The organism is Pseudoalteromonas sp., assembly GCF_041629635.1.
GTDB lineage: Bacteria > Pseudomonadota > Gammaproteobacteria > Enterobacterales > Alteromonadaceae > Pseudoalteromonas.
In genome coordinates this window covers 1-25,834 of sequence record NZ_JBFKMX010000044.1, presented here as the reverse complement: position 1 = coordinate 25,834, position 25,834 = coordinate 1, and the positions used below count along the sequence as shown (strand labels likewise).

General features: G+C 40.4%; 22 protein-coding genes and 1 pseudogene. 11 read left to right on the top strand and 12 right to left on the bottom strand.

The genetic code is table 11. From position 1 onward, the window contains the following. Positions 1-125: 125 nt before the first annotated feature. The 7 genes from hfq to ABYD77_RS08420 all read left to right on the top strand — a co-directional run bounded on the left by hfq (position 126) and on the right by ABYD77_RS08420 (position 6,357). Positions 126-377, top strand: coding sequence for an RNA chaperone Hfq (gene hfq, locus ABYD77_RS08450; protein WP_038639716.1), 252 nt, complete (start codon positions 126-128; stop codon positions 375-377). 18 nt (positions 378-395) lie between these two features. Then, the gene (gene hflX / locus ABYD77_RS08445; RefSeq protein WP_372768873.1) at positions 396-1,679 is read left to right on the top strand and encodes a ribosome rescue GTPase HflX; all 1,284 of its coding nucleotides are present in this window, start codon (positions 396-398) and stop codon (positions 1,677-1,679) included. Between the two features lie 101 nt (positions 1,680-1,780). Beyond that, positions 1,781-2,950, top strand: a complete 1,170-nt coding sequence (gene hflK / locus ABYD77_RS08440) for an FtsH protease activity modulator HflK (protein ID WP_372768871.1) — start codon at positions 1,781-1,783, stop codon at positions 2,948-2,950. Continuing rightward, positions 2,947-3,822 carry a protease modulator HflC gene (hflC, locus tag ABYD77_RS08435; protein WP_372768869.1) on the top strand — a complete coding sequence of 292 codons (876 nt, stop codon included), beginning with the start codon at positions 2,947-2,949 and terminating at the stop codon, positions 3,820-3,822. Before hflK ends, hflC begins: the two co-directional genes overlap by 4 nt. A 61-nt stretch (positions 3,823-3,883) precedes the next feature. Beyond that, the gene (locus ABYD77_RS08430) at positions 3,884-4,075 is read left to right on the top strand and encodes a DUF2065 domain-containing protein (protein ID WP_372768867.1); all 192 of its coding nucleotides are present in this window, start codon (positions 3,884-3,886) and stop codon (positions 4,073-4,075) included. Positions 4,076-4,274: 199 nt separating this feature from the next. After that, positions 4,275-5,591, top strand: a complete 1,317-nt coding sequence (locus ABYD77_RS08425; protein WP_372768865.1) for an adenylosuccinate synthase — start codon at positions 4,275-4,277, stop codon at positions 5,589-5,591. A 133-nt stretch (positions 5,592-5,724) separates the two neighbouring features. Continuing rightward, positions 5,725-6,357: a tetratricopeptide repeat protein gene (locus ABYD77_RS08420; protein ID WP_372768863.1), complete on the top strand. Its 633-nt coding sequence runs from the start codon at positions 5,725-5,727 to the stop codon at positions 6,355-6,357. Position 6,358: 1 nt separating this feature from the next. On the opposite strand, the gene recG is transcribed toward ABYD77_RS08420, so the two are convergent. The 8 genes from recG to gmk all read right to left on the bottom strand — a co-directional run bounded on the left by recG (position 6,359) and on the right by gmk (position 15,122). Continuing rightward, positions 6,359-8,437 (bottom strand): ATP-dependent DNA helicase RecG, encoded by a 2,079-nt coding sequence (recG, locus tag ABYD77_RS08415; protein WP_372768861.1) that lies wholly within the window; start codon positions 8,435-8,437, stop codon positions 6,359-6,361. 86 nt (positions 8,438-8,523) lie between these two features. After that, a complete protein-coding gene (gene trmH, locus ABYD77_RS08410) occupies positions 8,524-9,222 on the bottom strand; it encodes a tRNA (guanosine(18)-2'-O)-methyltransferase TrmH (protein ID WP_372768859.1) in 699 nt (232 codons plus the stop codon). 64 nt (positions 9,223-9,286) lie between these two features. Continuing rightward, entirely contained in the window at positions 9,287-9,745 is a 459-nt protein-coding gene (gene asnC / locus ABYD77_RS08405) for a transcriptional regulator AsnC (RefSeq protein ID WP_372768857.1), read from the bottom strand. Between the two features lie 5 nt (positions 9,746-9,750). Continuing rightward, positions 9,751-11,358: a DUF342 domain-containing protein gene (locus tag ABYD77_RS08400; protein ID WP_372768855.1), complete on the bottom strand. Its 1,608-nt coding sequence runs from the start codon at positions 11,356-11,358 to the stop codon at positions 9,751-9,753. Positions 11,359-11,478: 120 nt separating this feature from the next. Further along, complete coding sequence (locus tag ABYD77_RS08395; protein WP_372768853.1) at positions 11,479-11,871, bottom strand: RidA family protein; 393 nt, start codon at positions 11,869-11,871, stop codon at positions 11,479-11,481. Between the two features lie 15 nt (positions 11,872-11,886). Continuing rightward, complete coding sequence (gene spoT, locus ABYD77_RS08390) at positions 11,887-13,992, bottom strand: bifunctional GTP diphosphokinase/guanosine-3',5'-bis pyrophosphate 3'-pyrophosphohydrolase (protein WP_372768851.1); 2,106 nt, start codon at positions 13,990-13,992, stop codon at positions 11,887-11,889. 153 nt (positions 13,993-14,145) lie between these two features. Next, the gene (gene rpoZ, locus ABYD77_RS08385; RefSeq protein WP_372768849.1) at positions 14,146-14,421 is read right to left on the bottom strand and encodes a DNA-directed RNA polymerase subunit omega; all 276 of its coding nucleotides are present in this window, start codon (positions 14,419-14,421) and stop codon (positions 14,146-14,148) included. A 77-nt stretch (positions 14,422-14,498) separates the two neighbouring features. Beyond that, positions 14,499-15,122: a guanylate kinase gene (gene gmk, locus ABYD77_RS08380; protein ID WP_372768847.1), complete on the bottom strand. Its 624-nt coding sequence runs from the start codon at positions 15,120-15,122 to the stop codon at positions 14,499-14,501. A gap of 140 nt (positions 15,123-15,262) precedes the next feature. Between gmk and yjjX the strand changes: the two genes are divergently transcribed. Both yjjX and yjjG read left to right on the top strand, forming a co-directional pair. Further along, entirely contained in the window at positions 15,263-15,805 is a 543-nt protein-coding gene (yjjX, locus tag ABYD77_RS08375; protein ID WP_372768845.1) for an inosine/xanthosine triphosphatase, read from the top strand. A 12-nt stretch (positions 15,806-15,817) separates the two neighbouring features. Beyond that, a complete protein-coding gene (gene yjjG / locus ABYD77_RS08370; protein WP_372768843.1) occupies positions 15,818-16,510 on the top strand; it encodes a pyrimidine 5'-nucleotidase in 693 nt (230 codons plus the stop codon). Positions 16,511-16,536: 26 nt separating this feature from the next. Here yjjG and ABYD77_RS08365 read toward each other — a convergent pair whose 3' ends face one another. From ABYD77_RS08365 to ABYD77_RS08355, 3 genes are all read right to left on the bottom strand, one after another. Further along, positions 16,537-18,165 carry a methyl-accepting chemotaxis protein gene (locus ABYD77_RS08365; protein WP_372768841.1) on the bottom strand — a complete coding sequence of 543 codons (1,629 nt, stop codon included), beginning with the start codon at positions 18,163-18,165 and terminating at the stop codon, positions 16,537-16,539. A gap of 249 nt (positions 18,166-18,414) precedes the next feature. Next, positions 18,415-19,122 carry a 16S rRNA pseudouridine(516) synthase RsuA gene (gene rsuA, locus ABYD77_RS08360; protein ID WP_372768875.1) on the bottom strand — a complete coding sequence of 236 codons (708 nt, stop codon included), beginning with the start codon at positions 19,120-19,122 and terminating at the stop codon, positions 18,415-18,417. Positions 19,123-19,246: 124 nt separating this feature from the next. After that, the gene (locus ABYD77_RS08355; protein WP_372768839.1) at positions 19,247-22,252 is read right to left on the bottom strand and encodes a TonB-dependent receptor domain-containing protein; all 3,006 of its coding nucleotides are present in this window, start codon (positions 22,250-22,252) and stop codon (positions 19,247-19,249) included. Between the two features lie 413 nt (positions 22,253-22,665). Between ABYD77_RS08355 and ABYD77_RS08350 the strand changes: the two genes are divergently transcribed. Beyond that, positions 22,666-24,723, top strand: a complete 2,058-nt coding sequence (locus ABYD77_RS08350; protein WP_372768837.1) for a winged helix-turn-helix domain-containing protein — start codon at positions 22,666-22,668, stop codon at positions 24,721-24,723. Between the two features lie 53 nt (positions 24,724-24,776). Here ABYD77_RS08350 and ABYD77_RS08345 read toward each other — a convergent pair whose 3' ends face one another. Further along, complete coding sequence (locus ABYD77_RS08345) at positions 24,777-25,364, bottom strand: hypothetical protein (RefSeq protein ID WP_372768835.1); 588 nt, start codon at positions 25,362-25,364, stop codon at positions 24,777-24,779. Between the two features lie 141 nt (positions 25,365-25,505). Between ABYD77_RS08345 and ABYD77_RS08340 the strand changes: the two are divergent. Next, positions 25,506-25,834 (top strand): annotated as a pseudogene (locus ABYD77_RS08340) (hypothetical protein); the annotation flags it as partial.

The following is a 25,834-nucleotide window of genomic DNA, read 5'->3' as shown; positions in this document are numbered from 1 at the left end:
GGCGATGAAGAAAACTTGCAACGCGTGTTAAGTTCGCTAAGCTAGTATAGTGGTGCAGTAAAAATAATTGAATTCGTTAGAGTTATCGAATTTTATAAGAACACCTAGAACTAAGGAAAATAACAATGGCAAAAGGCCAATCATTACAAGACCCATTTTTAAATGCGTTACGCCGTGAACGTATTCCTGTAGCAATTTATTTAGTTAACGGTATTAAGCTACAAGGTAAAATTCAGTCATTTGACCAATTTGTGATTTTATTAGAAAACACAGTAAACCAAATGGTTTATAAACACGCTATTTCAACTGTTGTACCTGCGCGCGCTGTTAATTTCCAAGCGACGCAAGGATCAGAAGACGAGAGCGGTAACTACTAATTAATAGGAGTTTAATGCTTGTTTGACCGTTATGAAGCCGGTGAACAGGCAGTCTTAGTTCATATCGAATTTCCAAATGAAGGCGATCGTGAAGATTTGCAAGAATTGGAAATGCTCGTTTCTTCAGCTGGTGTTAATGCATTGACGATTGTGCAAGGCAGTCGTCAGTCTCCGCATGCCAAGTTTTTTGTCGGTAGCGGTAAAGCTGAAGAAATTGCTGAGATTGTCAAAATCCACGATGCAGATGTAATCATCTTTAATCACGAATTAACCCCCTCACAAGAACGTAACTTAGAGGCGATATGTAAATGTCGTGTGCTCGATAGAACGAGTTTAATCCTCGATATCTTTGCACAGCGCGCTCGAACTCATGAAGGTAAACTGCAAGTTGAGCTTGCTCAATTGCGCCACATTTCAACACGATTAATTCGTGGTTGGACGCACCTTGAAAGGCAAAAAGGGGGGATTGGTCTTCGTGGGCCGGGTGAAACACAGCTTGAGACTGATCGACGTTTAATTCGTGGCAAGATCAAAAATATTTTAAAACGCTTAGAAAAAGTAGCGAAACAGCGTGAACAAGGACGTCGAGCACGAAACCGAAATGAAATTCCAACCGTATCATTAGTTGGATACACTAACGCAGGTAAATCGACCTTATTTAATCGCATTACAGACAGCGATGTATATGCTGCAGACCAATTATTTGCAACTCTAGATCCAACGCTTCGTAAAATTGAAGTACCAGACTTAGGTTCAACGATCCTTGCAGACACAGTTGGTTTTATTCGTCATTTACCGCATGATTTGGTAGCTGCATTTAAATCAACATTGGCTGAAACTAGAGAAGCGGATTTACAACTGCATGTGGTAGATGTAGCTGATGCGCGTAGGCAAGAGAATATTGAACAAGTACAGCATGTTTTGAGCGAAATTGAAGCTGATGAAGTGCCGCAGTTACTTGTTTATAACAAGATAGATTTAGTCGAAGAAGTGTCACCGCGTATCGATCGCAATGACGAAGGTAGGCCAATTCGGGTTTGGCTTTCAGCGCAAACTGGTGTTGGATGTGAGTTGTTGTTACAAGCAATTGGTGAATGTTTAGCGGAGCAAATGTTTCATCAAAATATACGCATTCCGCCGCAACTAGGTCGATTGCAAGGTGCGTTATACCGATTAAACGCAGTTCAACAAGAAAACTTTGATGAACTGGGGAATTGGTTATTGGATGTTAGATTACCAATGTCTGATTGGCAGAGATTGAAAAAAGAGTTTGGTGAACAAATAGAAGAATTAGTGGTTTAATTTATCAATAATATTTGTTTACCGTAAAAATTAGAAAATCCCCTAAGGTTTTGGTAAATTTACCAAAGTTTAATTTTAATTATTAATATTGGAGTGGCGCTATGGCCTGGAACGAGCCGGGTAACAATGGCAACGACAAAGACCCATGGAATAATAAGGGCGGTCGAGATCAGGGTCCACCTGATTTAGATGAAGTATTTCGTAAATATGGCGACCGTTTTGGTGGCATATTTGGCGGAAAAAAAGGATCGAGCAATGGTGGTTTAAGTGGCCCTGCACTGGTTTTTGTTTTAATTATCGCATTAACGGTTTGGGCAATCAGTGGATTTTACACAGTAAAAGAAGCAGAGCGTGGTGTTGTGCTTCGCTTTGGCCAATTTCATGAAATCGCATTACCCGGTTTACGCTGGAAGATGACATTTGTTGATCGTGTTATCCCTGTTGATATTGAAGCAGTTCGCTCATTATCTGCATCTGGTTTTATGCTGACAGAAGATGAAAACGTAGTAAGTGTAGAGTTCGTTGTACAGTATCGTGTAACAGATGCATACCTATATCGCTTTAGTGTGACTGATGCCGATCACAGCTTGCAACAAGCATTGGACAGTGCGCTGCGCTATGTTGTTGGTCATGCGAAAATGGATGACGTTTTGACTAAAGGTCGTGAGCAAGTTCGTCAAGACACTTGGCAGGAGCTTGAGAAAATCATTACTCCTTACAACTTAGGTATTGTATTGACAGATGTTAACTTTAAAGATGCGCGTCCTCCGGCAGAAGTTAAAGATGCATTCGATGATGCAATTGCGGCGCAAGAAGATGAAGAGCGATTTATTCGTGAAGCTGAAGCTTATGCCCGTGAAATTGAACCAAGTGCGCGTGGTCGTGTAACACGTATGACGCAAGAAGCAGAAGCGTATAAGGAACGTGTTACTCTTGAAGCTCAGGGTGAAATTGCACGTTTTGAACGATTACTTCCTGAGTATCAAGCTGCGAAACAAGTTACCCGTGAGCGACTTTATATTGATGCAATGGAGGAGGTATTAGGCAATACCTCTAAAGTGCTTGTTGATGTAAAAGGTGGTAATAATATGATGTATCTACCACTTGATAAAATTATTCAACAATCATCATCGAACGCAACACCTGTAAAACAACGCAACGACGTTGATAATTTAAGGCAGCAATTAGGAACTTCGCAAAACAGTCAACTGAATTCATCGAGTGATCGCTATTCTAACGACCGTTATAATTCTGGGAGATACAATCAATGAGAAACTTCGGATTAGTTATTGCTGTTCTTATAACAATGCTGGCTTTCTCTAGTGTGTTTGTGGTACCTGAAGGTCAAAAAGCGATTGTCCTAGAATTCAGTAAAGTTAAAAAAGATAGTGCTGATAACGCAGTTGTGTATCAACCAGGCTTGCAGTTTAAAGTGCCGTTTATCTCACAAGTTCGCAAACTTGATTCACGCATTCAAACACTAGATGGTTCGCCAGATCGCTTTGTTACGAGTGAAAAGAAAGACCTTATTGTAGACTCATATGTTAAGTGGCGAGTTAAAGATTTTAGTAAATTTTATCTCCGTGCACGTGGTGATAAGCAATATGCAGAAACACTACTTAAGCAAAAAGTTAACAACGGTTTAAGAACAAACTTTGGTTCGCGTACGATTCGTGAAATTGTATCTGGTGAGCGTAGTGCACTAATGCAAGAAGCGTTATCACAAGCCTCTGAAAGTGCAGCTGAGTTAGGTATCGAAGTGCTTGACGTACGAGTGAAGAAAATTAACTTACCTACGGAAGTTAGTAACTCAATTTTCCAACGTATGCGTGCAGAGCGTTCCGCTGTAGCTAAAGAGCACCGTTCAGAAGGTATGGAAAAGGCAGAAGAAATTCGTGCAGATGTAGACCGTCGAGTTACTGTTATGTTGGCAGATGCAGAGCGTAATGCAAGAAGTGTGCGCGGTGAAGGTGACGCGCTAGCTGCAAAAATTTATGCAGATGCCTACAACAAAGACGCTGAATTCTACAGCTTCTTACGCAGCCTTGATGCTTACAAAGCAACCTTTAAGAATAAAGAAGATCTGATGGTATTAAGTCCTGATAGCGACTTCTTTAAATACATGAAGCAAACTGGAAAATAATCAGAATTGCTTATTAATTAACTAAGCCCTGCAGTTGCAGGGCTTTTTTGTGGAGAGAATAATGAGCTTTGATGTGTTGCTTTTGGCTTTCTCGTTGTTACTTATTTTTGAAGGATTAGGCCCGGCGCTTTTCCCAGCTAAATGGCGTGAGTATTTAAGAGAGTTAAGTCAGTTATCGGACGGGCAACTTCGAGTTGTAGGTATTGCTCTAATTTTAGTCGGTTGGTTTATTTTTCTATGGATAAAAAAGTAAAAATTAAAAAAGTTAGTGATTAAATATAATTTAAACTAATTAGTAAATTATCTAAAAACATCAGGGTGTAAAGTACTTGTATATACCAAATTTATTAAAGTTATTTAGATAAAATGATGAAAAAATCTTCGAAACGGGGTGATCTTTACCCCTGTTTTTTGATAGAATCTGCGCCTAATTTTCTTTAAGTGAAGTTACAATGGGTAAAAACGTCGTTGTATTAGGCACCCAATGGGGTGACGAAGGTAAAGGTAAGGTTGTAGACCTACTTACAGATAAAGCGTCTTTAGTTGTTCGCTATCAAGGTGGCCACAACGCAGGTCACACACTCGTTATTAATGGTGAGAAAACGGTTCTTCACCTTATCCCATCAGGTGTTTTACGTGACAATGTAAAATGTATTATTGGTAATGGTGTTGTACTTGCACCTGATGCACTAATGCGCGAAATCGGCATGCTAGAAGAACGTGGCGTGCCAGTAAAAGAGCGTTTATTAATTTCTGAAGCGTGTCCGCTAATTCTTCCATATCACGTAGCATTAGATATGGCTCGTGAAGAAGCGCGTGGCGCTAAAGCAATTGGTACTACAGGTCGTGGTATCGGTCCAGCATACGAAGATAAAGTTGCACGTCGTGGTTTACGTGTTGGCGATTTATTTAACCCAGAGTTATTCGCTGAGAAACTAAAAGAAGTACTTGAGTACCACAACTTTGCACTTGTTAATTACTACAAAGTAGATGCTGTTGATTATCAAGAGACATTTGATGCAGCAATGGAAGTTGCTGAGACACTTAAGTCAATGGTTGTTGATGTTACTGAGTTACTTGACCAAGCACGCAATAACGGCGAGCACATTTTATTTGAAGGTGCTCAAGGTACATTACTTGATATCGACCATGGTACATACCCGTACGTAACATCTTCAAATACAACAGCTGGTGGTGTTGCTACCGGTGCTGGTTTTGGTCCATTAAACTTAGATTATGTACTAGGTATTGTTAAAGCATACACAACACGTGTTGGTTCGGGTCCATTCCCTACAGAGCTTTATGACGGCCAAGACAAGCAAGATCCAGTTGGTAAACACCTTGGTGAGAAAGGTCACGAGTTTGGTGCTACTACGGGTCGTTTACGTCGTACAGGTTGGTTTGACGCTGTTGCAATGCGCCGCGCGATTCAAATTAACTCAATTACAGGTTTCTGTTTAACTAAGCTTGATGTTTTAGATGGCTTAGAAACAATTAAGATCTGTACTGGTTACAAGCAAGAAGATGGTACCGTTACAAACGTAACACCATTAGCTGCTGAAGGTTACGAGAAAGTAACACCAGTATACGAAGAAATGCCTGGTTGGAGTGAAAATACTTTTGGTGTAACTACTTATGAAGGTTTACCAGAAGCTGCTCGCAACTACATCAAGCGTTTAGAAGAAATCACAGGTGTTCCAATCGATATCATTTCGACAGGTCCTGACCGTGTAGAAACAATGATTGTTCGTAACCCATTTGGTGAATAATCTAGATTTCTAAAAAAAAGCTGCTTATGGCAGCTTTTTTTATGCCTGAAATTTACAAGTTGGTATATATTTTGTATCAATATTTGGTAGTTGTTATCGCGATTGCGGCATATGAAATTGCTTGAGTATATATATGAGTTTATTTGTTAAAACATTGAGTCTAACTGCTATAGCATCTTGCTTACTACTCAGTGCTACAGATGTATTTGCTGAAACACCAGAGCTTCAAGCAGTGCAAATCTACAGCCAAGATGAGTTAATTAAATTAATAAATAAAAACGAACATTTAACCCGCGTAAAATTAGATGATTGTCAGTTAGTGCAAGATATCGAAGCGCGCGCGAGTAAAATGAAAGTACCTGCATATCAATTCCTCTATGGCGATATGCTTGCTTATGCTGTGTGTGTTGAGCGTGATGTAGACTTAGGTGTGTATTACATGCGTGAAGCTGCAGATCAAGGCTTAGCTGCTGCGCTTGAGCAATTAGGACGTTATTATCATGTAGGTCAATTGGTACAACGCGATTTAGATAAAGCCATCGTCTATTTAAGAGAAGCGGCATCACTTGGTAATCTTAATGCGCAAATACGTTTAGTGGATTTATTCAATGCTGGCCTGGGTAGTCCAAGAGATTTTGAAGATGCTTATCGCTGGCTCAATGGTGCACTGATTTATGATAAACAGCAGCACAAAGAAGTCGAAAAGAAACTGGCGCTGCTTGCTGCAAAAATGCCCCCAAGCGTACTCGCGAGAGCAAAAAAATAAATTAAGCTTGGGCAAATTGTTCTTTATTGGGTAACCAGCGGGTAATGATTTTTTCCGCAAGATCTTGATGTTCTTCTATAAAACGTTTAGCAACAGGGCGAACTTGCGTTACGACCGCTTTGTCTCTTACTAAATTGGCAATTTTAAATTCGGCGAGTCCTGTTTGTTTTGTTCCTAGCACTTCACCTGGGCCGCGTATTTCTAAATCACGCTCAGCAATAACAAAACCATCATTACTGTCGCGCAGCACACCTAGTCGTTTTTGTCCGGTGGTCGACAGCGGTGGGTGATATAGCAGTACACAATGTGATGCTACAGCCCCGCGACCAACACGGCCTCGTAGCTGGTGCAATTGAGCAAGCCCTAAGCGTTCAGGATTTTCAATAATGATTAAGCTAGCGTTGGGTACATCAACACCCACCTCAATCACGGTTGTGGCAACTAAAACATCAATTCTACCCGCCTTGAACTCCGCCATAATAAATTGTTTTTCAGCTGGCTTCATTCGGCCGTGAACAAGTTCTATGGACACATCAGGCAGCAAATTTGCTAGTTCTTTTGCGGTATCTTCAGCTGCTTGGCATTGTAATGCTTCTGACTCTTCAATCAGTGTACATACCCAATACACTTGGCGTTTATCTTGAATCACTGATTGCTGGACGCGTTTAATAATATCTTGGCGGCGTGTATCTGGGATCGCCACTGTTGTAATGGGAGTTCTTCCCGGTGGTAACTCATCAATAATTGAGGTTTCTAAATCTGCATACGCAGTCATTGCGAGTGTACGAGGAATTGGTGTGGCGGTCATAACTAACTGATGCGGATAACAGTTGCCATTTTTGCCTTTTTCCCTCAGTTCTAAGCGCTGATGAACACCAAAGCGGTGCTGCTCATCAATAATAATAAGCGCTAAATTATTAAAAGTGACTTGCTCTTGAAAGAGTGCATGGGTGCCAATTACCATCTGCGCTTCGCTCGATGCAATTTGCTCAAGCGCTAATGCGCGCTCTTTCCCTTTTGTTTTGCCAGCAAGCCAAGCTGTGGTAATGCCTAAAGTTTCAAACCAGTTACGGAATGCATTGGCATGTTGCTCAGCGAGTATCTCTGTCGGAGCCATTAAAGCCACTTGATAGCCTTGGCTAATAGCTGTAAGTGCTGACATCGCTGCTACTAAGGTTTTTCCAGACCCAACATCACCTTGGACGAGACGCATCATAGGGTAGGGCTTAGTAAGATCTTGCTTTATTTCAGCAACAACACGTTGTTGCGCATTGGTTGGCGTAAAAGGTAGCTGCGCAAGCAGTTGTGGTTCAAGGGGGTTGGTAGGTGGCAGGGTTACCGCTAAATGAACCTGTCCTTTGGCACGCAGTTTTAACAAGCTTAGGTTTTGAGCGAGGATTTCTTCAAAGGCTAACCGTTGCTGTGCAGGATGTAGACCTTGCTCAAGTAATAAGGTGCTTTCTTCAGGGCTTGGTTTATGTAAGGTGAGTAGTGCTTGTTTTAAACTATACCCCTGTGGCTGATATTGGCTTGGCAGTAATTCTTCAATATCGTAGCGCTCTAATAACGTCACAGCTTGATCACATAACTTTCTAAGCGATAGCTGTTTTAACCCTTCAGTTGTTGGATAAACAGGGGTTAACGACTCTTCCATTTCATTAAAGCCATTATCGTTTAAGATTTTATATTCTGGATGAGCCATTTCATAGCCATTACGACCGCGACGAATTTCGCCAAAGCAACGAATTTTACTGCCAACAGCTAGATTGTTTTTTTGCGCAGCTGTAAAGGTAAAAAAGCGCAATGTTAAGCGACCTGTGCCGTCGTTAACTTGGCAATTAAGCATACGACGTTTACCAAGACTTATGTTGGTGTTTTCAATGGTTGCTTCAATGCTGACATGGTAATGCGCTTGCAGCTCGCAAATTGGGTAGATACGAGTGCGATCTTCATAACGCAGTGGCAAATGGAATAATAAATCTTGGACGGTAAAAACCTGCAGTTTCGCTAAACGCTCTGCAATTTTTGGCCCAGCACCTTTGAGTTCTGTGACTGGGTATGAGGCAAGATCAATTGCCATAACCATCCTTTAATATTTACCTTCCTTGGTTTTTTAACAGGTTAACTTTAAAGTTGCAATAGAGAACTGTAAAAATAACCAGTATTTTAAGCTTGTTTAGTAAAGCGCAGCGTATTCCAAAAAGCCTCATCGGCTACGATTTCACCTTCTTCATCCAGTGCTGGATAAGGTAGACCTTTTTGGCGGCATTGCTGGGCGATAATTGGATGACAGCCTTCGAATAGCAAGGTGTGCTTGGTATCTTTATCGAGATTGTCATTAGGCTGATACATATCGGCATTTTCACGTTGACGCTGCGCTTCATAAAGAATTAACGCTGCGGCAACGGATACATTTAATGATTGCACCATGCCTTCCATTGGAATGATGATATGTTGATCGGCATGAGCGAGCGCTTTGTCTGAGATGCCATCGCGTTCTTGGCCTACGATAATCGCAGTTGGTTTGGTGTAATCTATTTCACGAAAATCAACCGCACTTTCAGACAGGTTAGTTGCTAATACTTGCACGCCAGGAATTTGTTCACGAATTGCTTTAACGGCATCGTCAATATCGTTATGCATATGGGTTTCAACCCAGTTTTTGCTGCCGCCAGATGTATTGTTTGTGAGGCGTCTTTGTTCCTTTGGCCAAACAGCATGAACATGATGACAACCCACTGCATCTGCAGTACGCACAATAGCTGATAAGTTATGGTGTTTATGTACTTCATCTAAACATACGGTTAAGTCTAGTTGACGTTTGTCGAGTACAGTTTTTACGCGTTTAAATCGGTTATCAGCCATGGGTATTCTCCGGAAAATTCGCGGCGATTATACCTAGCTGTAAGAGGTCTCGCAATGATTGTGCCTATGGCGTGACATCGCGGTTAATTGGGTTTTGTAATGAAATTAGTGTTTCGGTTGATTGAATTGCATCAATGGCTTGGATTTTATTAATTAACACATCCTGCAAATGGTCAATTGAACGTGTAACCACTTTGATAAAAATGCTGTAATTACCCGTTGTGTAATATGCTTCTACCACTTCATCAAGGGCATCTAAGCGTTTAATTGTATCTGGGTAGTCTTTGGCATTTTTAAGATTGATACCAATAAAACAGCATACATCGTAGCCAAGATTTTTTTCATTAACTGACACTTTTGTGCCTGCAATGATATTGGCTTGTTTCATTTTTTCGACGCGTACATGAATTGTACCAGCACTCACATCAAACTTTTTCGCAAGCTCAGAGTAAGGTACTCGTGCATTCTCCATTAAGGCATGAAGAATTGATTTGTCGAGGCTATCCATTTTGTACTGCGTCATGGCGGTTAGGTCGTTTTAAAGTCTAATTCAATTTTGTTCTTTTCAATGCGAGCAGTCAGCGGCGGATAGCTGCGCGCAGTTTTAAGCAGTTTATTAAAAATACGCAGCTCAACATTTGAGTGAAGCGACTTTTGTACTTCTAGATAACAGTAATCGCGCAGCATGTTAACAGCACGATCTAATTTAGCTGCTTTGTTAGGAAGTAATTGAATTAGTTGTTCGTTGATGCTTTGCTTATCTGAAATTTCGATTAACAGATTTTGTTGCTGATCAGCATCTTCAACAGTAAGGGCTTTATCAAAATCATTTTCAAGATCTTGTAATTGTTGGTTACATAAGCGGACTTGTTCAAAAATTGCATCTGTTCGGTTTTTAAGCAGAACAGCAGCATGTCCTAAATGAATTTGGGTATGTGCGCCTTTTTCAGTGCCAACTTCACCACAAATCATGGTTTTGGCATCAAGTACCTTACCACCAATGAGTTTTCCATCGCCTTTTTCTGGATTACCAATCATCAGTTCATTTTTGGCTTTAATTTGACAGTGGCTGGCTTGTGATTTAATTTTTACTTGGTTGCCTTGAAGATAAGTATACTGTGCATAGCTTATCGTTAAATTTCCATCACAAATAATTTTATTGGATAGTTCATCATTATCTTTGGTGTGTCCTAAACAACCTTCTTTTATCTCAATGCTACCTGTGGCATTTAATTCGGCTGATTCGACACTGCCAAACACAGTGATATCACCTTTTGCTGTTACTTTCATACCTGGTTCGATGTTTTCGGTAATTATCACAGAGCCATCAAAATCAATATGACCAGATTTCACATCAACATTCGGAATGGTAAATACATCATCTACGCGCATGCCGTACTTATCATCGACAGGTACTCCAGCTGTGGTAGCCACCAAAAATTTATTATCGGTACCACTTAGTTTGGTACCCTCTCCGGGGATCAGCTTCACCTCATCTCCGGGTTTAGCTTTTAGCACTTCACCTATTACGTTAAAACCATCACGACCAAGTGTGGCAAAGTGATGTGTCATTAAAGTATCACCCGGTTTAACGCTGGCAAGAGCGCCAAAGTCACGCATATCAACTGAGCCATCCTCACGTCGTTTAGGTTGACGAATACGATCGGCAAGGGTTTGTATGTTTTTCTCCAAATAGCCATTTCTACCTGCTGTAGGAAGTTGACCTTTGGCAATAACATTTGATATTTCTTTGCCTGGTAGTGACTCAAATTGCTTGCCTAGCAGAGACTCAAGTAAAGACTCTTTAAAACCTCGAGTAACTTTAGCCTCATTAACAATCTCAAGTGCAGTGCTCATTGACATAAGTTCACCGCCATAAGCCGTTGTAAGCGTTGCTGTTGCAGACATTTTGTCATCAGCTAAGGTGATTTTTAAAGTCGCATCATGTTTTTCTGCCACGACCAGCGTTTCAAACTCTCCTGAGCGGAAAGCGTCTTTAACCTCATTAGTTAATACATAACAATCGGCAAACTCAGAGTTAGCAAGTGCTTGAAATATAAAATCCGCACTTGGCGGCATCGGCGTTTGCTCAGAAACCGTTAGTACAACTTGATTATCGTTATTGAGAGTAAACACCTAAGCTCCTAAGCCATTATGATTAACAAACTATATATGTTTTTTTAGCATAAAAAAAAGGGCTTAACAGCCCTTTCTATTTAATTTTTGTTATTATTTTGCATATCTTAGCAAAAATGATTAATTAGTTGATGGTAGCTCTAAAATACCGTCAATTTCAATTTGTGAATCTTTTGGTAGTTGTGCAACCCCAATAGCTGCACGCGCCGGATATGGTTCGTGGAAGTATTGGCTCATTACCTCGTTAACTGTAGCGAAGTTTGATAAATCGGTAAGGAAGATGTTTACCTTAACCATATTTTGGATTTCGCCTCCAGCAGCTTGGCAAACTGACACAAGGTTTTTAAATACTTGATGTGTTTGCTCAGTAAAATCATCTGACACCATTTCCATTGTTTCTGGAACTAGCGGGATTTGACCTGAAAGGTAAACTGTTGTGCCTACTTTAACAGCTTGGCTATAAGTACCAATAGCTGCTGGTGCTTTATCAGTGCTAATAATAGATTTTGTCATAATTTATCTTCTTTATTACTTACGACGATATACTTTTTGTACATCGGGCATTACTCGAATACGGCGCATTATGTTAGCGACATGGACGCGGTCTTTCACTGTAATACCTAGATCAATTAGGTATAAGTTACTCTCTTTTTCTTCGGTACTAATTTCGACAATGTTTGCCGCTGTCGTTGATACTAGACTGGTAAGTTTAGCGAGTGCGCCTTGGTGGTTTATAATTTCAACACGAAGTGCTGCAATATATTCTTTCTCTGGGTTATCTTCCCATTTTACAATAAAGTACTTAGAGCGCTCTTGTTGCCAGCCTCGAATGTTTTTACATTCTTGGCGGTGAACTGCAAGGCCTTTACCTTGACTGATATGCGCCACAATTTCATCTCCAGGCACTGGACGGCAACATTTTGAATAGTTCACCAGCATGCCTTCAGTACCAATTATAGCAGCTTTGCTGCTGTGATTAATATCGCCTACTTCTTGGCCCTCTTCTTGTAACATGCGTTTGGCAACCAGCATGCTGAGAATGTTGCCGGTGCCTATTTCGGTCAGTAGCTTATCAAGCGAATCTACATTGTGCTCTTTAACAGTGCGCGCTAAGGCTTCATCACTAATATCGCTCAGGTGGTGTTCGCCAAGTGCTGATTCAAGCAAGCGACGACCCAACTGTAGTGCTTCCTCGTGCTCTTGCTTCTTAAGGTACTTTTGCACTCCCATACGGGCTTTTGCAGTAACAATAAAGTTAAGCCATGTGGCATTGGGGTGAGCACCTGAGCTGGTAATAACTTCAACCGTTTGACCTGTATCAAGCGCAGCACTCAAAGGGTAAGGCTTTCTGTTTACTCGCACACCAACACATGTATTACCAACATCGGTATGAACTGCATAGGCAAAGTCTACTGCCGTTGCACCCATAGGTAGCTCGATAATGCGACCATCTGGAGTAAATATATAAATTTCTTCAGGGAAGAGCTCTGTTTTAACGTTTTCAACAAATTCGAATGAAGAGCCTGCGCTTTGTTGTAACTCAAGCAAGCTTTGCATCCACTGACGAGCTCGCTGTTGCGCAGTATTGCCTGCACTATCTCCGGCTTTCTTATAAAGCCAATGTGCTGCAACCCCTTTGTCTGCCATTTGATCCATTTCGTGGGTACGAATTTGAATTTCCACTGGAATACCATGAGGGCCGACTAATGAGGTGTGCAACGATTGATAACCATTGGTTTTTGGTACGGCAATATAATCTTTAAAGCGGGTTTCAATGGGCTTAAATAAATTGTGAACGACACCGAGTACGCGATAGCAAGTATCCATTGAATCAACAACGATACGGAACGCGTAAATATCCATTACCTCGTTAAACATCAGCTCTTTATTAAGCATTTTACGGTAAATGCTGTACAGGTGCTTTTCGCGACCTGACACATCAACTTTGATACCTGATTCTTCAATACGAGAGATAATTTCGTTCTGAATATTTTGAATAATTTCTTTACGGTTACCACGCGCTTTCGTTACTTCATTTTTTAATGCGCGATGACGCATAGGGTAAAGCGCTTGAAAACCTAAATCTTCTAATTCATTTTTAATATCATGAATACCAAGGCGGTTGGCAATCGGTGCAAAAATCTCAAGGGTTTCACGGGCAATGCGGCGACGTTTTTCTGGGCGAAGTGCTCCAAGGGTACGCATATTGTGCGTACGGTCTGCCAGTTTTATAAGAATAACGCGAATATCTTGCGTCATTGCCATAATCATTTTGCGATAGTTTTCGGCTTGGAATTCTTTTTGATCTTTAAAGCTGAGCTTATCAAGCTTAGATACACCCTCAACTAATTCAGCAACGGTATCACCAAAAATTTCAGCTAGGTCTTGCTGGCTAAAGTCTGTATCTTCAATAACATCATGCATTAATGCAGCCATTAACGTTTCATGATCTAAACGCATATTGGCAAGAATTTGAGTTACTTCAACAGGGTGAGTGATATAAGGCTCACCGCTTGAACGCGTTTGTCCCTCGTGAGCATCACGCGCTACTACATAGGCTTTTTGCACAAGCTCAACTTGTTCTTGTGTTAAATAGTTTGAGATGTTCTTTTTAAGACCTTCAAAAAGATACATTTATGCTCCAATACTAGCTATAGAGGGGAATTGATTACAATATACGATGAATTGGAAGGGATTGCCAACGACTGTTTTTTATTTAAAAGTCAAACAGTCGCTGGTAAGACTACTCTGCAAAGGATAGTAAGAGTAGTAAGCAAAGTTATTTGCTTATTGGTGACCACCAACGATAGCAGCAACCGCAGCTAGTTCAGCCGCTTCTTGGTTTTGCTGGTCTTCACGCTCTAGTGAATCTAAAGAATCGTTAGTTATTAATCCTTTTTCAATTTCACGTAGTGCGATAACAGTAGGTTTATCGTTTTCAGCATCAACCATAGGATCTTTGCCACCAGTTGCGATTTGGCGCGCACGGCGAGCCGCAACTAAAATAAGGTCAAAACGGTTACCAATCTTATCTACTGCATCTTCAACAGTTACTCGAGCCATTAGGCACTCCAAAAATTTATCATTCGCAAAAGCGTAGTTTACTTGATGCGAAGAAAATAGCCAATACTTGGATCAATTTAATCCGCCAATAAATCCTGCAATAAATGCTGATACTTAAGTGCTTGGTTAGATTGTGCTAAACGAGAAGCAAAAACGATGCTTTCCAACTGGTAAAGTGCAGTATCAAAATCATCATTTACAATCAAGTAGTCATATTCGTTGTAATGTGACGTTTCTGATTGGGCTTTAGCCATGCGACCTTTAATTACTTCAGCACTGTCTTGGCCGCGATTATTAAGGCGAGACTCAAGCTCTTGCTTTGATGGCGGAACGATAAAAATAGTGCGAACATCGTTAACCAACTCACGAATTTGACGCGCACCTTGCCAATCAATATCTAAAAATACATCGATACCATTTGCCAACTGTGCCTCGATACTCTGCTTTGAAGTACCGTAGTAATTATCAAATACTTGAGCCCACTCTAAAAAACCATCGTCAGCAATCACCTGTTTGAATTCATCTTGTGTTACAAAATGATAGTGCACGCCATTTTCTTCACCGGGACGAGGAGAGCGTGTAGTGTGTGATACCGACACTTTCATATCGCTATGACGCTCAAGTAGCGCATTGATTAAGCTAGATTTACCCGCACCAGATGGCGCTGATAAAATAAATAAATTACCACGAGCTTGGCTCATAATGTTTCCTAAATCTAAAATTTCGCTAAACCACCTACTTGCTAATTGAATGGGCAGTTAGCACAATGGCGGTATTATAAAAACTCGCACCACATTAAGAAAGTGATAGACGACTTTTAATTTAATAAGAATTGTACGTAATGAGTAAAAAAAGCCAAAAAATTATTATCGGTTCAAAAAATCCAGTCAAAATCAATGCGGTAAAAAATGCGTTTTCAGCCATGTTTCCTGATGTGGTATTTAGTTGTGAAGGGGTTTCAGCACCCTCAGGGGTCGCCGACCAGCCAATGACAGCCGAAGAAACCTTGCTTGGTGCAGAAAATCGAGTTTCTTATGCAAAAAAGCACTTTCAGGCAGATTGGTATGTTGCTATCGAAGGTGGCGTTGATAATTTTAAGTATGGCCCAGCAACTTTTGCTTATATTGTGATTGATAACAAACAGCATGTGCAAATTGGCCGCAGTAGTAATTTACCCATGCCAAAAGTGGTTTACCAAGCTTTATGTGAAGGTGAAGAGTTAGGCCATGTGATGGATAGGTTATTTAATACTGAAAATGTTAAACAAAAAGGTGGTGCAATGGCGCTATTAACTAATAATTTAGTTACCCGCGAGAGCGTTTATACCATGGCGATTACTACCGCGCTTGCGCCATTTGTTAATCAACAACTGTTTAATGTGTAAATTGGATAATTAATGAAGTACCAATGGATCGTCTTTGATGCTGATGAAACCTTGTTTCATTTCGATGCTTTTGCAGGCTTAAAACAGCTTTTTTCAAATTACAATATCGTATTTGAAAAATCAGATTTTGATGAATTTCAATCGGTTAATAAACCACTTTGGATTGATTACCAAAATGGCACCATTAGCGCGAAAGAGTTACAAGTAAAACGCTTTACGCTTTGGGGCGACAAATTAGATGTTGATCCTGCGCTATTAAATCAGCAATTTATTGCGGCAATGGCAGATATTTGTCAATGTTTGCCAGGTGCACGAAAGTTACTAGAGCTGCTGCATGGTAAAGCAAAGCTTGCAATTATCACCAATGGATTTACTGCACTGCAGCAAGTGCGACTAGCTCGTACTGATTTAACGCACTTTTTTGAACATGTGATTATTTCAGAGCAGGTTGGTGTAGCAAAACCAAATATCGCAATTTTTGACCATGCCTTGCAGTTGTTTGGCAGTCCAGAAAAATCCACCGTATTGATGGTAGGTGACACACTGAGTTCTGACATTTTGGGTGGTAAAAATGCCGGTCTAGATACCTGCTGGATAAACCATGAAGGGGATAAAGTTGAAGATACTGTGGGGGCAACCTATCAAGTAGGCTGTTTAACAGGGCTTTATAACCTGATTAAATCATTTGAAACCGAAAGTGTTTAATACTTTCGGTTTCAAATTTAACTCAACTAGACTTCAAATTTAGCAATTTCTTTTTCTAGACTTACAGTAAACGACTTAATTTGATCGGTCGCATTATGCGCATCTAATGATACACGTGCGGTGTTTTCTGCGGTATCTGAAATATGCACCACACGCTGCGCTGTATCTTCACCCGCTTGTAATTGCTCTTTCGCAGCCACCGAAATTTGATGACTCATCTCCGTAATTGCCGAGAGTGACTGTGCAATGCGCGCGAGTTCTTCTGCTGCCTTTTGTGACTTAGTTACCGTTTCTTCACTGGTTGAAATACTTTGTGTTACCGATGCTTTTGCATCTTTAGTAGCTGATTGCAACTTGGTTATCATTTGCTGAATTTCTTCGGTGCTCGCTTGAGTTCGCTGTGCAAGTTGTCGTACTTCATCTGCAACTACCGCAAATCCACGACCTTGATCACCCGCACGAGCCGCTTCAATTGCAGCATTAAGTGCAAGTAGGTTTGTTTGCTCGGCAATGCCTTGAATAACACTTAATACACTTTCAATGTTATTAACTTCATCATCAAGTGTTTGAATATTTTTACCGGCATTTTCGATTTGTTGCTCAAGCAGCTCGATTGTTTTAGCGGCTTCTTCGGTTAGGATATTAGCGCTTTGTCCTTGTTCTTCAGCTTCTTTTACCGAATACGCGGCTTGCTCTGCATGATCTGCTACGGTGGCTGCTGATGCAGTTAACTGGGTGATAGCTGAGGCAACCACTTGCGTTTCTTTGCTGAGAGAATTAGTTAATTGATCAAGTTCAGCTGAACGTGTTTCTGATGCGCGCACTTCATCTTGTAGTGAGTCCGAAACATTTTTAATACCTCCTACCACGCCTTGAAGACCTAATTGCATATAGTTAATTGCACCTGCAACACTGTTTTCATCGGCTTTTTCAAAATCTGATATGGTTTTTAAATTGCCCCGAGATGTACTCATTACCGCTGACTGTACACGGTCTATTTCGCCGCCTAACGATTTATTTAAATTTAAACCAAATTTAGCAAGTGCAGCAGAAAGTACTACAGCAATTACTATTGAAAGGGTTAAAAGCCAACTGGCTGTTTGCCAATAGCGTTCATCAACTTCTTTGTAACTTATGCCGGTACCGATATACCATCCCCAATCTCTGGTTTTTTGCACCACAGAAGTAAGGTCAACAACTTCTCCATTACGCTCTGAGTCCCAATGATAGGTAATGATTTGGCCAGTTTTACTGCCAACTAATCGCTCTACCATGGCGCCAATACTTGAACCACTTGCATCCTTAAAATCGTTAAAGCTGGTGCCGTGAAGCTGAGGATCATGTGGGGTGGCAACAAAGTTAAGTTGGTTATCTACTACATACACATATTCTGAATCATGGTATTTGTTTTCTCTTAGCATTTGCGTGGCGAGTTGCTTTGCTTGCTGTTCGCTTAAATTCCCACTTCTGCTCGCAAGCTCAAACTGCGCGACAATATTGACTGTACTTTTCATCAGCTGATTTATACGTGCAATGTTGTCCATTTCGCTTGCTTGCCTGAGTGCTTTTAAACCAAGACCGGCAAGTGTAATTAAGGAAAGAAATAAAATAACCGCAAATATGACTATTTTACTTTTTAAGGTCATCGAATGCATAGGCTGTTCCTCACAACTACTTTTGAAGGTGGGGCACTGTTGGCTGCTAGTGATTAAATACTAGGCATAATTAATCATTAACGCCATCTTATAGTGGTATTCAAGTGAGAGAGGAATTGATTATATACTTTTTGCTTTTTATCTTTATTTAATCGATTCTTAGATACCATTTGATTAAACACTAACCGCTAGTTAGTGTTTAATCAAGTGTTAATCGATGGTTAAATTTCATATTGGGAAAAGAGGAGTCTAATTGGAAATTGTTTCAATCTCTTGCTGTGTTAATGGGCGGTACTCACCAGGCGCTAAATCTGGATCAAGTTCAACAGTGCCAATTTTTTCACGATGAAGCGCAACAACGCGGTTCTCTACAGCGGCAAGCATACGCTTAACTTGGTGATATTTTCCTTCATAAATAGAAAGCCTGAGTGAGTAGTCAGCAAGCTTTTCTACGATAGCAGGTTTAGTTGCATTTTTTTCACCATGTAGCATGACACCTTGCTCTAGTTGTACACACATTTCATCTGTAATAGGGTGTTCAGTCTCAATTAAATATACTTTGTATTTTTGATGGCGAGGTGAAGTGATTTTATGGCTCCATTCCCCATCAGAGGTAAGCAATACCAAACCCGTGGTATCAATGTCTAATCGCCCAGCAACATGGAGTGAATCCATCATAGGCTCATCGAGTAAATCAAATACGGTTTGATGCATTTCGTCGCTGTTAGCACAAATGTAATCTTCAGGCTTGTTTAGCATGTAGTAACGATCGCCTACAGCAAAAATATCTTCACCATACCAAGTAACTTTATCGCCTTCATTTACTTGAGTATCTGCTTTTATAACAACATCACCATTTATCGTAGCATGTTTCTTTTTAATGCCAATTTTTGCTTTAGAACGAGGGACTTCGGCAAAATGGCTCAGAAACTTGTCTAGGCGGTAAGGAAATTTAATTGTCATATGCATGCTTTTTGGAAGGTGAAAACTTAGTAGCGGGAGTATACGCAGAGATATAAAAAAAGCCAGTAAAGCTTAACTTTACTGGCTTTTAAGCAACAAACATTTGGGAAATGTTAAATTAGAAGCTGTATTGTGCACCTAAGTATGCAAAGCGGCCACGACCACCGCCATAAGCGCTGTCGAAGTTACCAGAACCACCAATAATGAATGGGCCCTTTTCGTCAAATAGGTTGTTAATACCGCCGAATAAACGCAGTTCACTGTTACTACCAATATCCATTGTGTATGAAGCTGAAATATTGTGCGTGGTTACTGATGGTAATTCGTTACCCCAAAGTGCTTCAGGGTTAGCGATACAGTCAGCTGAGCCAGCTGCACAGCGTTCATCATTTGCAGCCATATCGTCTAACCATGCTTCATGAGTAGATTGGCTGCGACGAATACCGCTCTTATAGCGTGTGCTCCAACGAACACGGATATCATCTTTATACCAAGTTAACGATGCAGATGCTTTATCTTCAAATAGATCATTAACGAGTACACCTTCATACGTATCACTAAATTGACCGTCTGGACCTGTGCTTGTTACTGAATATTCAATAACATGCGTCCAGTCAGCTTTGAAGCGTAAGTTACCGTACTCACCAAGTTCGTAGCGGTATTCAGCAGCAACATCGTAACCTTTAGTACGGATTTGATCAGTATTGATTAAACGTTGTTGTACTTCTTCAATTTGACCTTCGGTATTACGAGTGATGTCATTACAGAACTCATTGTCATTACCATAAGGCAATGCAGAGTTATAACAGAAACCGATAATATCTTCATTTGATAGTGAAGTAATTGCATCATCAATTTGAATGTCGTAGTAATCAACTGCTAAACGGAAATCTTCGATAAATGAAGGTGCAAGCGATACACCAAACGTAAAGGTATCCGCTGTTTCTTCTTTCAGCTCACTGTTACCAACGTTTGGTGAGTAACCGTTGTTATCATCTTCAAATTCACCATCAGCGGCAATTGTTGCTGCGATGCCAGGTTCTTGACGACAGTTATCATGACCAGGATCAGTCGATGTTGCCGTTACACCATCACAAATATCATTAAACGAATCATAATCACCACGTGGAGGTGACATTAAGTCTGTGATGGTTGGTGCACGTTGTGCGCGAGCCCAGTTAGCACGAACCATGTAACCATCCATTGGTACATAAATTAGGCCTGTTTTATAACTTTGAATTAAACCTGTTGAAGACCAAGAGTAATCAGCAAAACGTGCTGATACTTCTAAATCTAGGCTTTGTGCACCTGTTACATTACGTAATAGTGGAAATGCTGCTTCACCAAATGCTTCATAAACGCTTACATCACCTTTAAAGTCAGGTACATAGTTAAATGTTACGCCACCTTCTGGAACGTTAGTTGAAACGCTTTGCTCATCTTTACGATACTCAAAACCAAACGCTGAAGACACAGCACCTGCAGGCATATCGAATAGGTCACCAGCAACAAAGCCCATTACCGTGGTTTGTTCGATGTTAGATGTGATCTCAGTATTTGCGCGAATATAATCTGCCGCTTCAGGTGTAATAGAGCCTTCACCAAATAAGTTTAATGGTACACAACCTTCAGCGCGAGCGTCTGCATCTTTACACTGGATGGTGCCATCAGCCAGTACTTCAGCATTTAATGCATTACGCACATTTGCGACAAACAGCTCGTTTGAACGTTCTTGCTCTTGTTTGAATTTACCGTAGCTTACAGATAAATCCCAATCCCAATCATTCCAAATGGTACCACGCGCGCCTGCCCAAGTACGTAAAGTGTCACGAGTGTTTTTGTTTGAGATTTGACCAACCTCAATAAAGTTACGATCCCACTTTACCCCACGAGAACTTGCTTGCTCGCGGATTTCTTCTGGCATATATGGGTTATCGTAAGGAATGCGACCAATACAGTCTGAACCAAATATGCCGGTTGCTGTATCATGTGTAATGATTGCATCACACTCATCTTCACTTTCAGGTGACTTTAAGTTTTCAGAGGTGTTTTTGCTGTATTGTGCTTGGAAATAAACCTCTACATCGTCATTTACTTCAAATTCAGTTTTACCAGCAATCGCAAGTGCTTTATCTGGCACTTTAAGCATAGTGTATTGGTTGTAGTCGATGCCATAGCGCTCTTCATGCCAATCATCACGTAGTGTTTGCCCATCATACCAAAAGCCTGCATCTGGACGAGTAGAACTTTGTTCGTCAAATACACCGCCAGGGATCGAGTCACTTAAACTACGCCAATCTGCGCGAGAAATATCACGCATGCACTGATAACCTGACTCAGTTAACATTGCATTACACATTTCATCATCATCGTATGTCCACGCATCCATTTGTTGTGCGCGATCACGATCCCAGTAACTTAGGCCTTTTTGTTCGTCGTAAGTTAAACTTACAAACGCATAACCACGGTCATTTGCATAAGTGGTACCAAAGTCAGAATCAATAGTGAACTCTTTTGCTCCACCTTCCGTGCTCTCACCACCACGGGCTTTAATGCTAAAACCTTCTTTATCTTGTTGTGTGATGATATTTACAACACCTGCAATAGCGTCAGAACCATAAGCGGCAGATGCACCACCTGTGATAATTTCAACCTTATCTACCATGCTGGTTGGAATGGTGCTTAAGCTAACGTAGTTACCTGAGTATGAATTTGATACTACGCGGCGACCATCAATTAACGTAAGCGTACGGTTGGTACCAAGCTCACGTAAGTCGATAGTAGAAAGCCCCGTGTTTTGTACACTTGATTGTGAATTGGTATTACTTGAGCCTTCTGATACTTGAGGCAATTCATTAACCAGAATTTCTGATAATGAACCAAGACCTGTGTCATCAATTGCGTTGCGGTCCATTGTTGCAATAGGTGTTGCAACTGAAAAACTATCACGCTTGATACGTGAACCTGTTACTGTGATTTTTTCTGGCGCTTCTATTTTAGCTGCTTGCTGTGAAATATTATTAGATTCAGCTACCGCTTGGCGCTCTACTTCTGCATCAGCCCAAGCATTGCCAGAGATGGCTAATGCAATTGCTGCTGCAATTGAACATTTTTTAGTATTCATTCCCACGTTGATTTCCCTTTAAAGGTATTGTTACTTTATTTGCCAAAGTAACGTTTTTAGTTATTGTAAAAATTCACTAGTAACAGGAAGCATTAAGTTAGTTATTGATTCACTGTTACTAGCAAGCTCTAATCATGTGCGCTACAAAATGATTAAAGCGAGCCAGGGAGGCCTATGTGGTTTTAAAGTAGCGTTGCGGATAGCTCAACACTCAGGCTCTCTATTCTTCCACTTTTTAATCTCTATTTAGTATCTATCGTATTATTTTGTTTGTTTATCAATTGTTTAATTGTTTTTTGTGATGTGTATTTAATTTCGGTAAATAACAAAAATAGATGTTTTCAACGCAATATCTTTGCAACCAATTAGCATAATTAGGTAAGCTAATAGCCATAAAAACGAAACCAAAATTGATGATGAACAGCGCTGCGTCATATTACTTAGGTAGGGTTGAGGTAAACCCACTTGAACACACATTGGTATGTAATGAAGTCTCTATTTCATTGCAGCCAAAGTTTATTGAATTACTCGGATATTTGGCTCAGCAGCAACCAGAGCTTTTGACGCGTCAGCAAATTATTGAACATGTATGGGATGGGAATAGCTATGTGGGTGAAAAAGCACTCACTAATGCTATTTGGCATCTTCGTAAAGCATTTAAAGAGCTGGACTCAGAACAAGAGTATATAGAAACGGTTCGAAAATCGGGTTATCGACTACTTTTGCAGCCAGAATACAGCGAACAGCGAGAGCAGGTTTTATATCAAGTTTCATCACGGCAAATTAAGTGGTTTTGCTTTATCATTGCGATGCTTATCAGTGTTTCAGTTGCTTGGATTTGGTGGCCAAAGCCTCAACAAATGGTGTATCAAGAGCCTGAACTGATAACGCAATACCCTGGTCGAGAGTTATTTCCAAGTATTTCTAATGATGGGCGTTATGTTGTTTATTCGTGGCGCCAAATGGATAGGCAAATCGATTTATATCGTAAAGACTTAGAACAACCTGATTTATTACATACTAAGATCACGCACACACCCGGTAGTGAATCTCGCTCAGTCTGGGCACATGATGACTCTAAACTTTATTACTACCGTCGTTTAAACTCACGATGTGAAGTAGTGAGCATCAATCTGAATGACTTTACCATTGAAAAGCAGGGGGAGTGTTCTAATTCGGCTTCAAGTGATGTGGCTATATCGCCGGATGGAAAGCTATTAGCGTATGTCGGTATTGACCCTGAAAATCCAGTACGTGGCATATATATTAAAGAGCTTAATACAGAGCTACCAGCAAAGCGTATTCGTTGTAATCAATGTGAACTAGGTGAATCTGAGGCCATTGCTTTTGGGTCGCTTGGTAAACGTTTAGCCATTTCACGTAATTTAGATAACGGCAACGAAGATATTTTTATCTATAACTTAGAAGACAAAACGGAAAAGCGCGTTGTCACAGGGCTACCTGATATTCGTGGTTTAGCATGGCAGCCAAATTCTGAAATAATTGTTTTTTCTGCGGTTGAGCACGGTAATCGTCATGGCTATGAATTAGATCTTACTACTTTAAAGCAAACGAATCTTAATATTGAAGGCTTTAGCTACCCTGAGTTTGATCGTGCTGGAAATCTGTATTATCACGATTGGAAAATCGATACATCTATAATGCGCTTAGAGTTAGATACTGATGTAGCCGCATCGCCATTTCCGTTAATACAATCGGAGTTTAATTTTCGTTTTCCTGATTATTCTGAAGCGGCTGAAAAAATTGCGTTTATTTCCAATGAGTCAGGCTTTGATGAAATTTGGATTGCCAGTTTAGAAGGGGCAGATCGCAAGCAATTAACTCAGTTAAAATATCATGCACATAACCCTGTTTGGTCACCGGATGGTAAGTTTATTGCTTTTACCGCTAACAATGGCGAAAAATGTTTACTCTTTGTATTAAACGTAACAACCTACGAACTTAAACAAATTAAAACAGACCTAAACTATTACAGTAAACCACGCTGGTCTCATAATAGTACATCTCTTTATTCTGTTTATTCAGGTGATGTTTATCGCATTAACATTGCGAATGGTGATGCAACTCGTATCACTGCTGGTAGGCATGCTGTTGAAGTTAGTGAAAATAAACTTATTGTTTTCAAAAGAGATAACGGTTTTTGGCAAGTCAGCCTAAATGGCGAACGAGTAGAAGAAAAACCGCTTATTAAAAATCTCGACTTAGCAAATAGCACAGGCTGGCACGTCACAGAGCAGGGGATTTATTACTTTAAAGTGCGCGGCCATGATTATCGCTTGAGTTTTTATGACTTTGAAACCAAACAAGATTCGGATGTGTTGAGAGTGCCTGAACGCAGTTTTTCACGCTCCCGTGGTATGAGTTTTGTACCAAGTCGAAAGTGGTTGTTATTTACTGGCTATGAATCGCCACAAGTTGATATTAAACGGATGCGTAAAGATTTTAACTAATTGATAAAAAGTAAAAAGGAGCTTGCAGCTCCTTTTTTAATTTTATTTAGCTCTTAAAAACGATACATCACACCAAGATTAAATTGGAATTGATTAAGCACTTCGCCATCAAAGTACCAGTCGCATTGGGTACCATTTGCCCCACCTTCGCAAACTGTTGTAGAATCATTTTTGAGAATCGTAGCGAGCCAGCGTACTTCCCCTAATGCAACAAAGTCTTTAGTGATTTCATACTCTAGGCCGCCAAATAAACCAGTTGCAAAAAACGTGTCAGAATCTGAAAAATTTGACGATATATGGTTTACACCTAGTTGTGCGCCTAAATAACTCGAAAGCCCTTTGCTAACGGGTAATACAACCGCACTTTGAAATAATAAATAATCGAGATCAAGCTCATAACCATGCGCGTTACGTTGAACACTCGACATGTTTGAGTAATAAAGCCCGTATTTAGAAATACCATCATGCTTATCAAGGCTAACACCAAAGTTTGCATCATCTTTGATGTCTATTTTTGTGCCTTTCTCTGTTACTAGTTCTTGGTTTAGTGACTGACCATAATAGCCTGTTACAGCAATATCTGCTGCACTTGAAAAGCTTAATGCTGATAAAACAGCGGCCATAGTAAGTTTAACGCGCATGTAATTTCCTATTTCAAATATGCTTAACACAATGAGAATAAACGCTTTTGAATAAAAGTTCAGCCCGTTTATCTGAAAAGGTTTATTTTAACCCGAGGGCTAGATTAATATGATCCAATCGGTTTTATAAGATTGTGCATTATGGTTTCTGGATTAAAAAACACGCTTCTCAATTTAGTTAAAACACAACCTCTTATTGATGAGGGGACGGAAGCATGGATACTTGATACATTTTTATGGGCTTATCAAGAATTTGATGGGGATGTGCTACTCAAAGACATGCGTTTTATTTTACCTAATGGTGAATTTTTTCCTGAGCAAGTCAGTAGCATCGAGCAAATGGCCAGTTATGTGTTTAACCAAGTAAGACGTTACGCTGGTATGCAAGTATGGCCTCTCGTTTTAGTTGGGCCAAACCAAGTTACCGAACAGCAGTTTCCACGGCTTGAATTTGCCAGTGTAAAACGTGG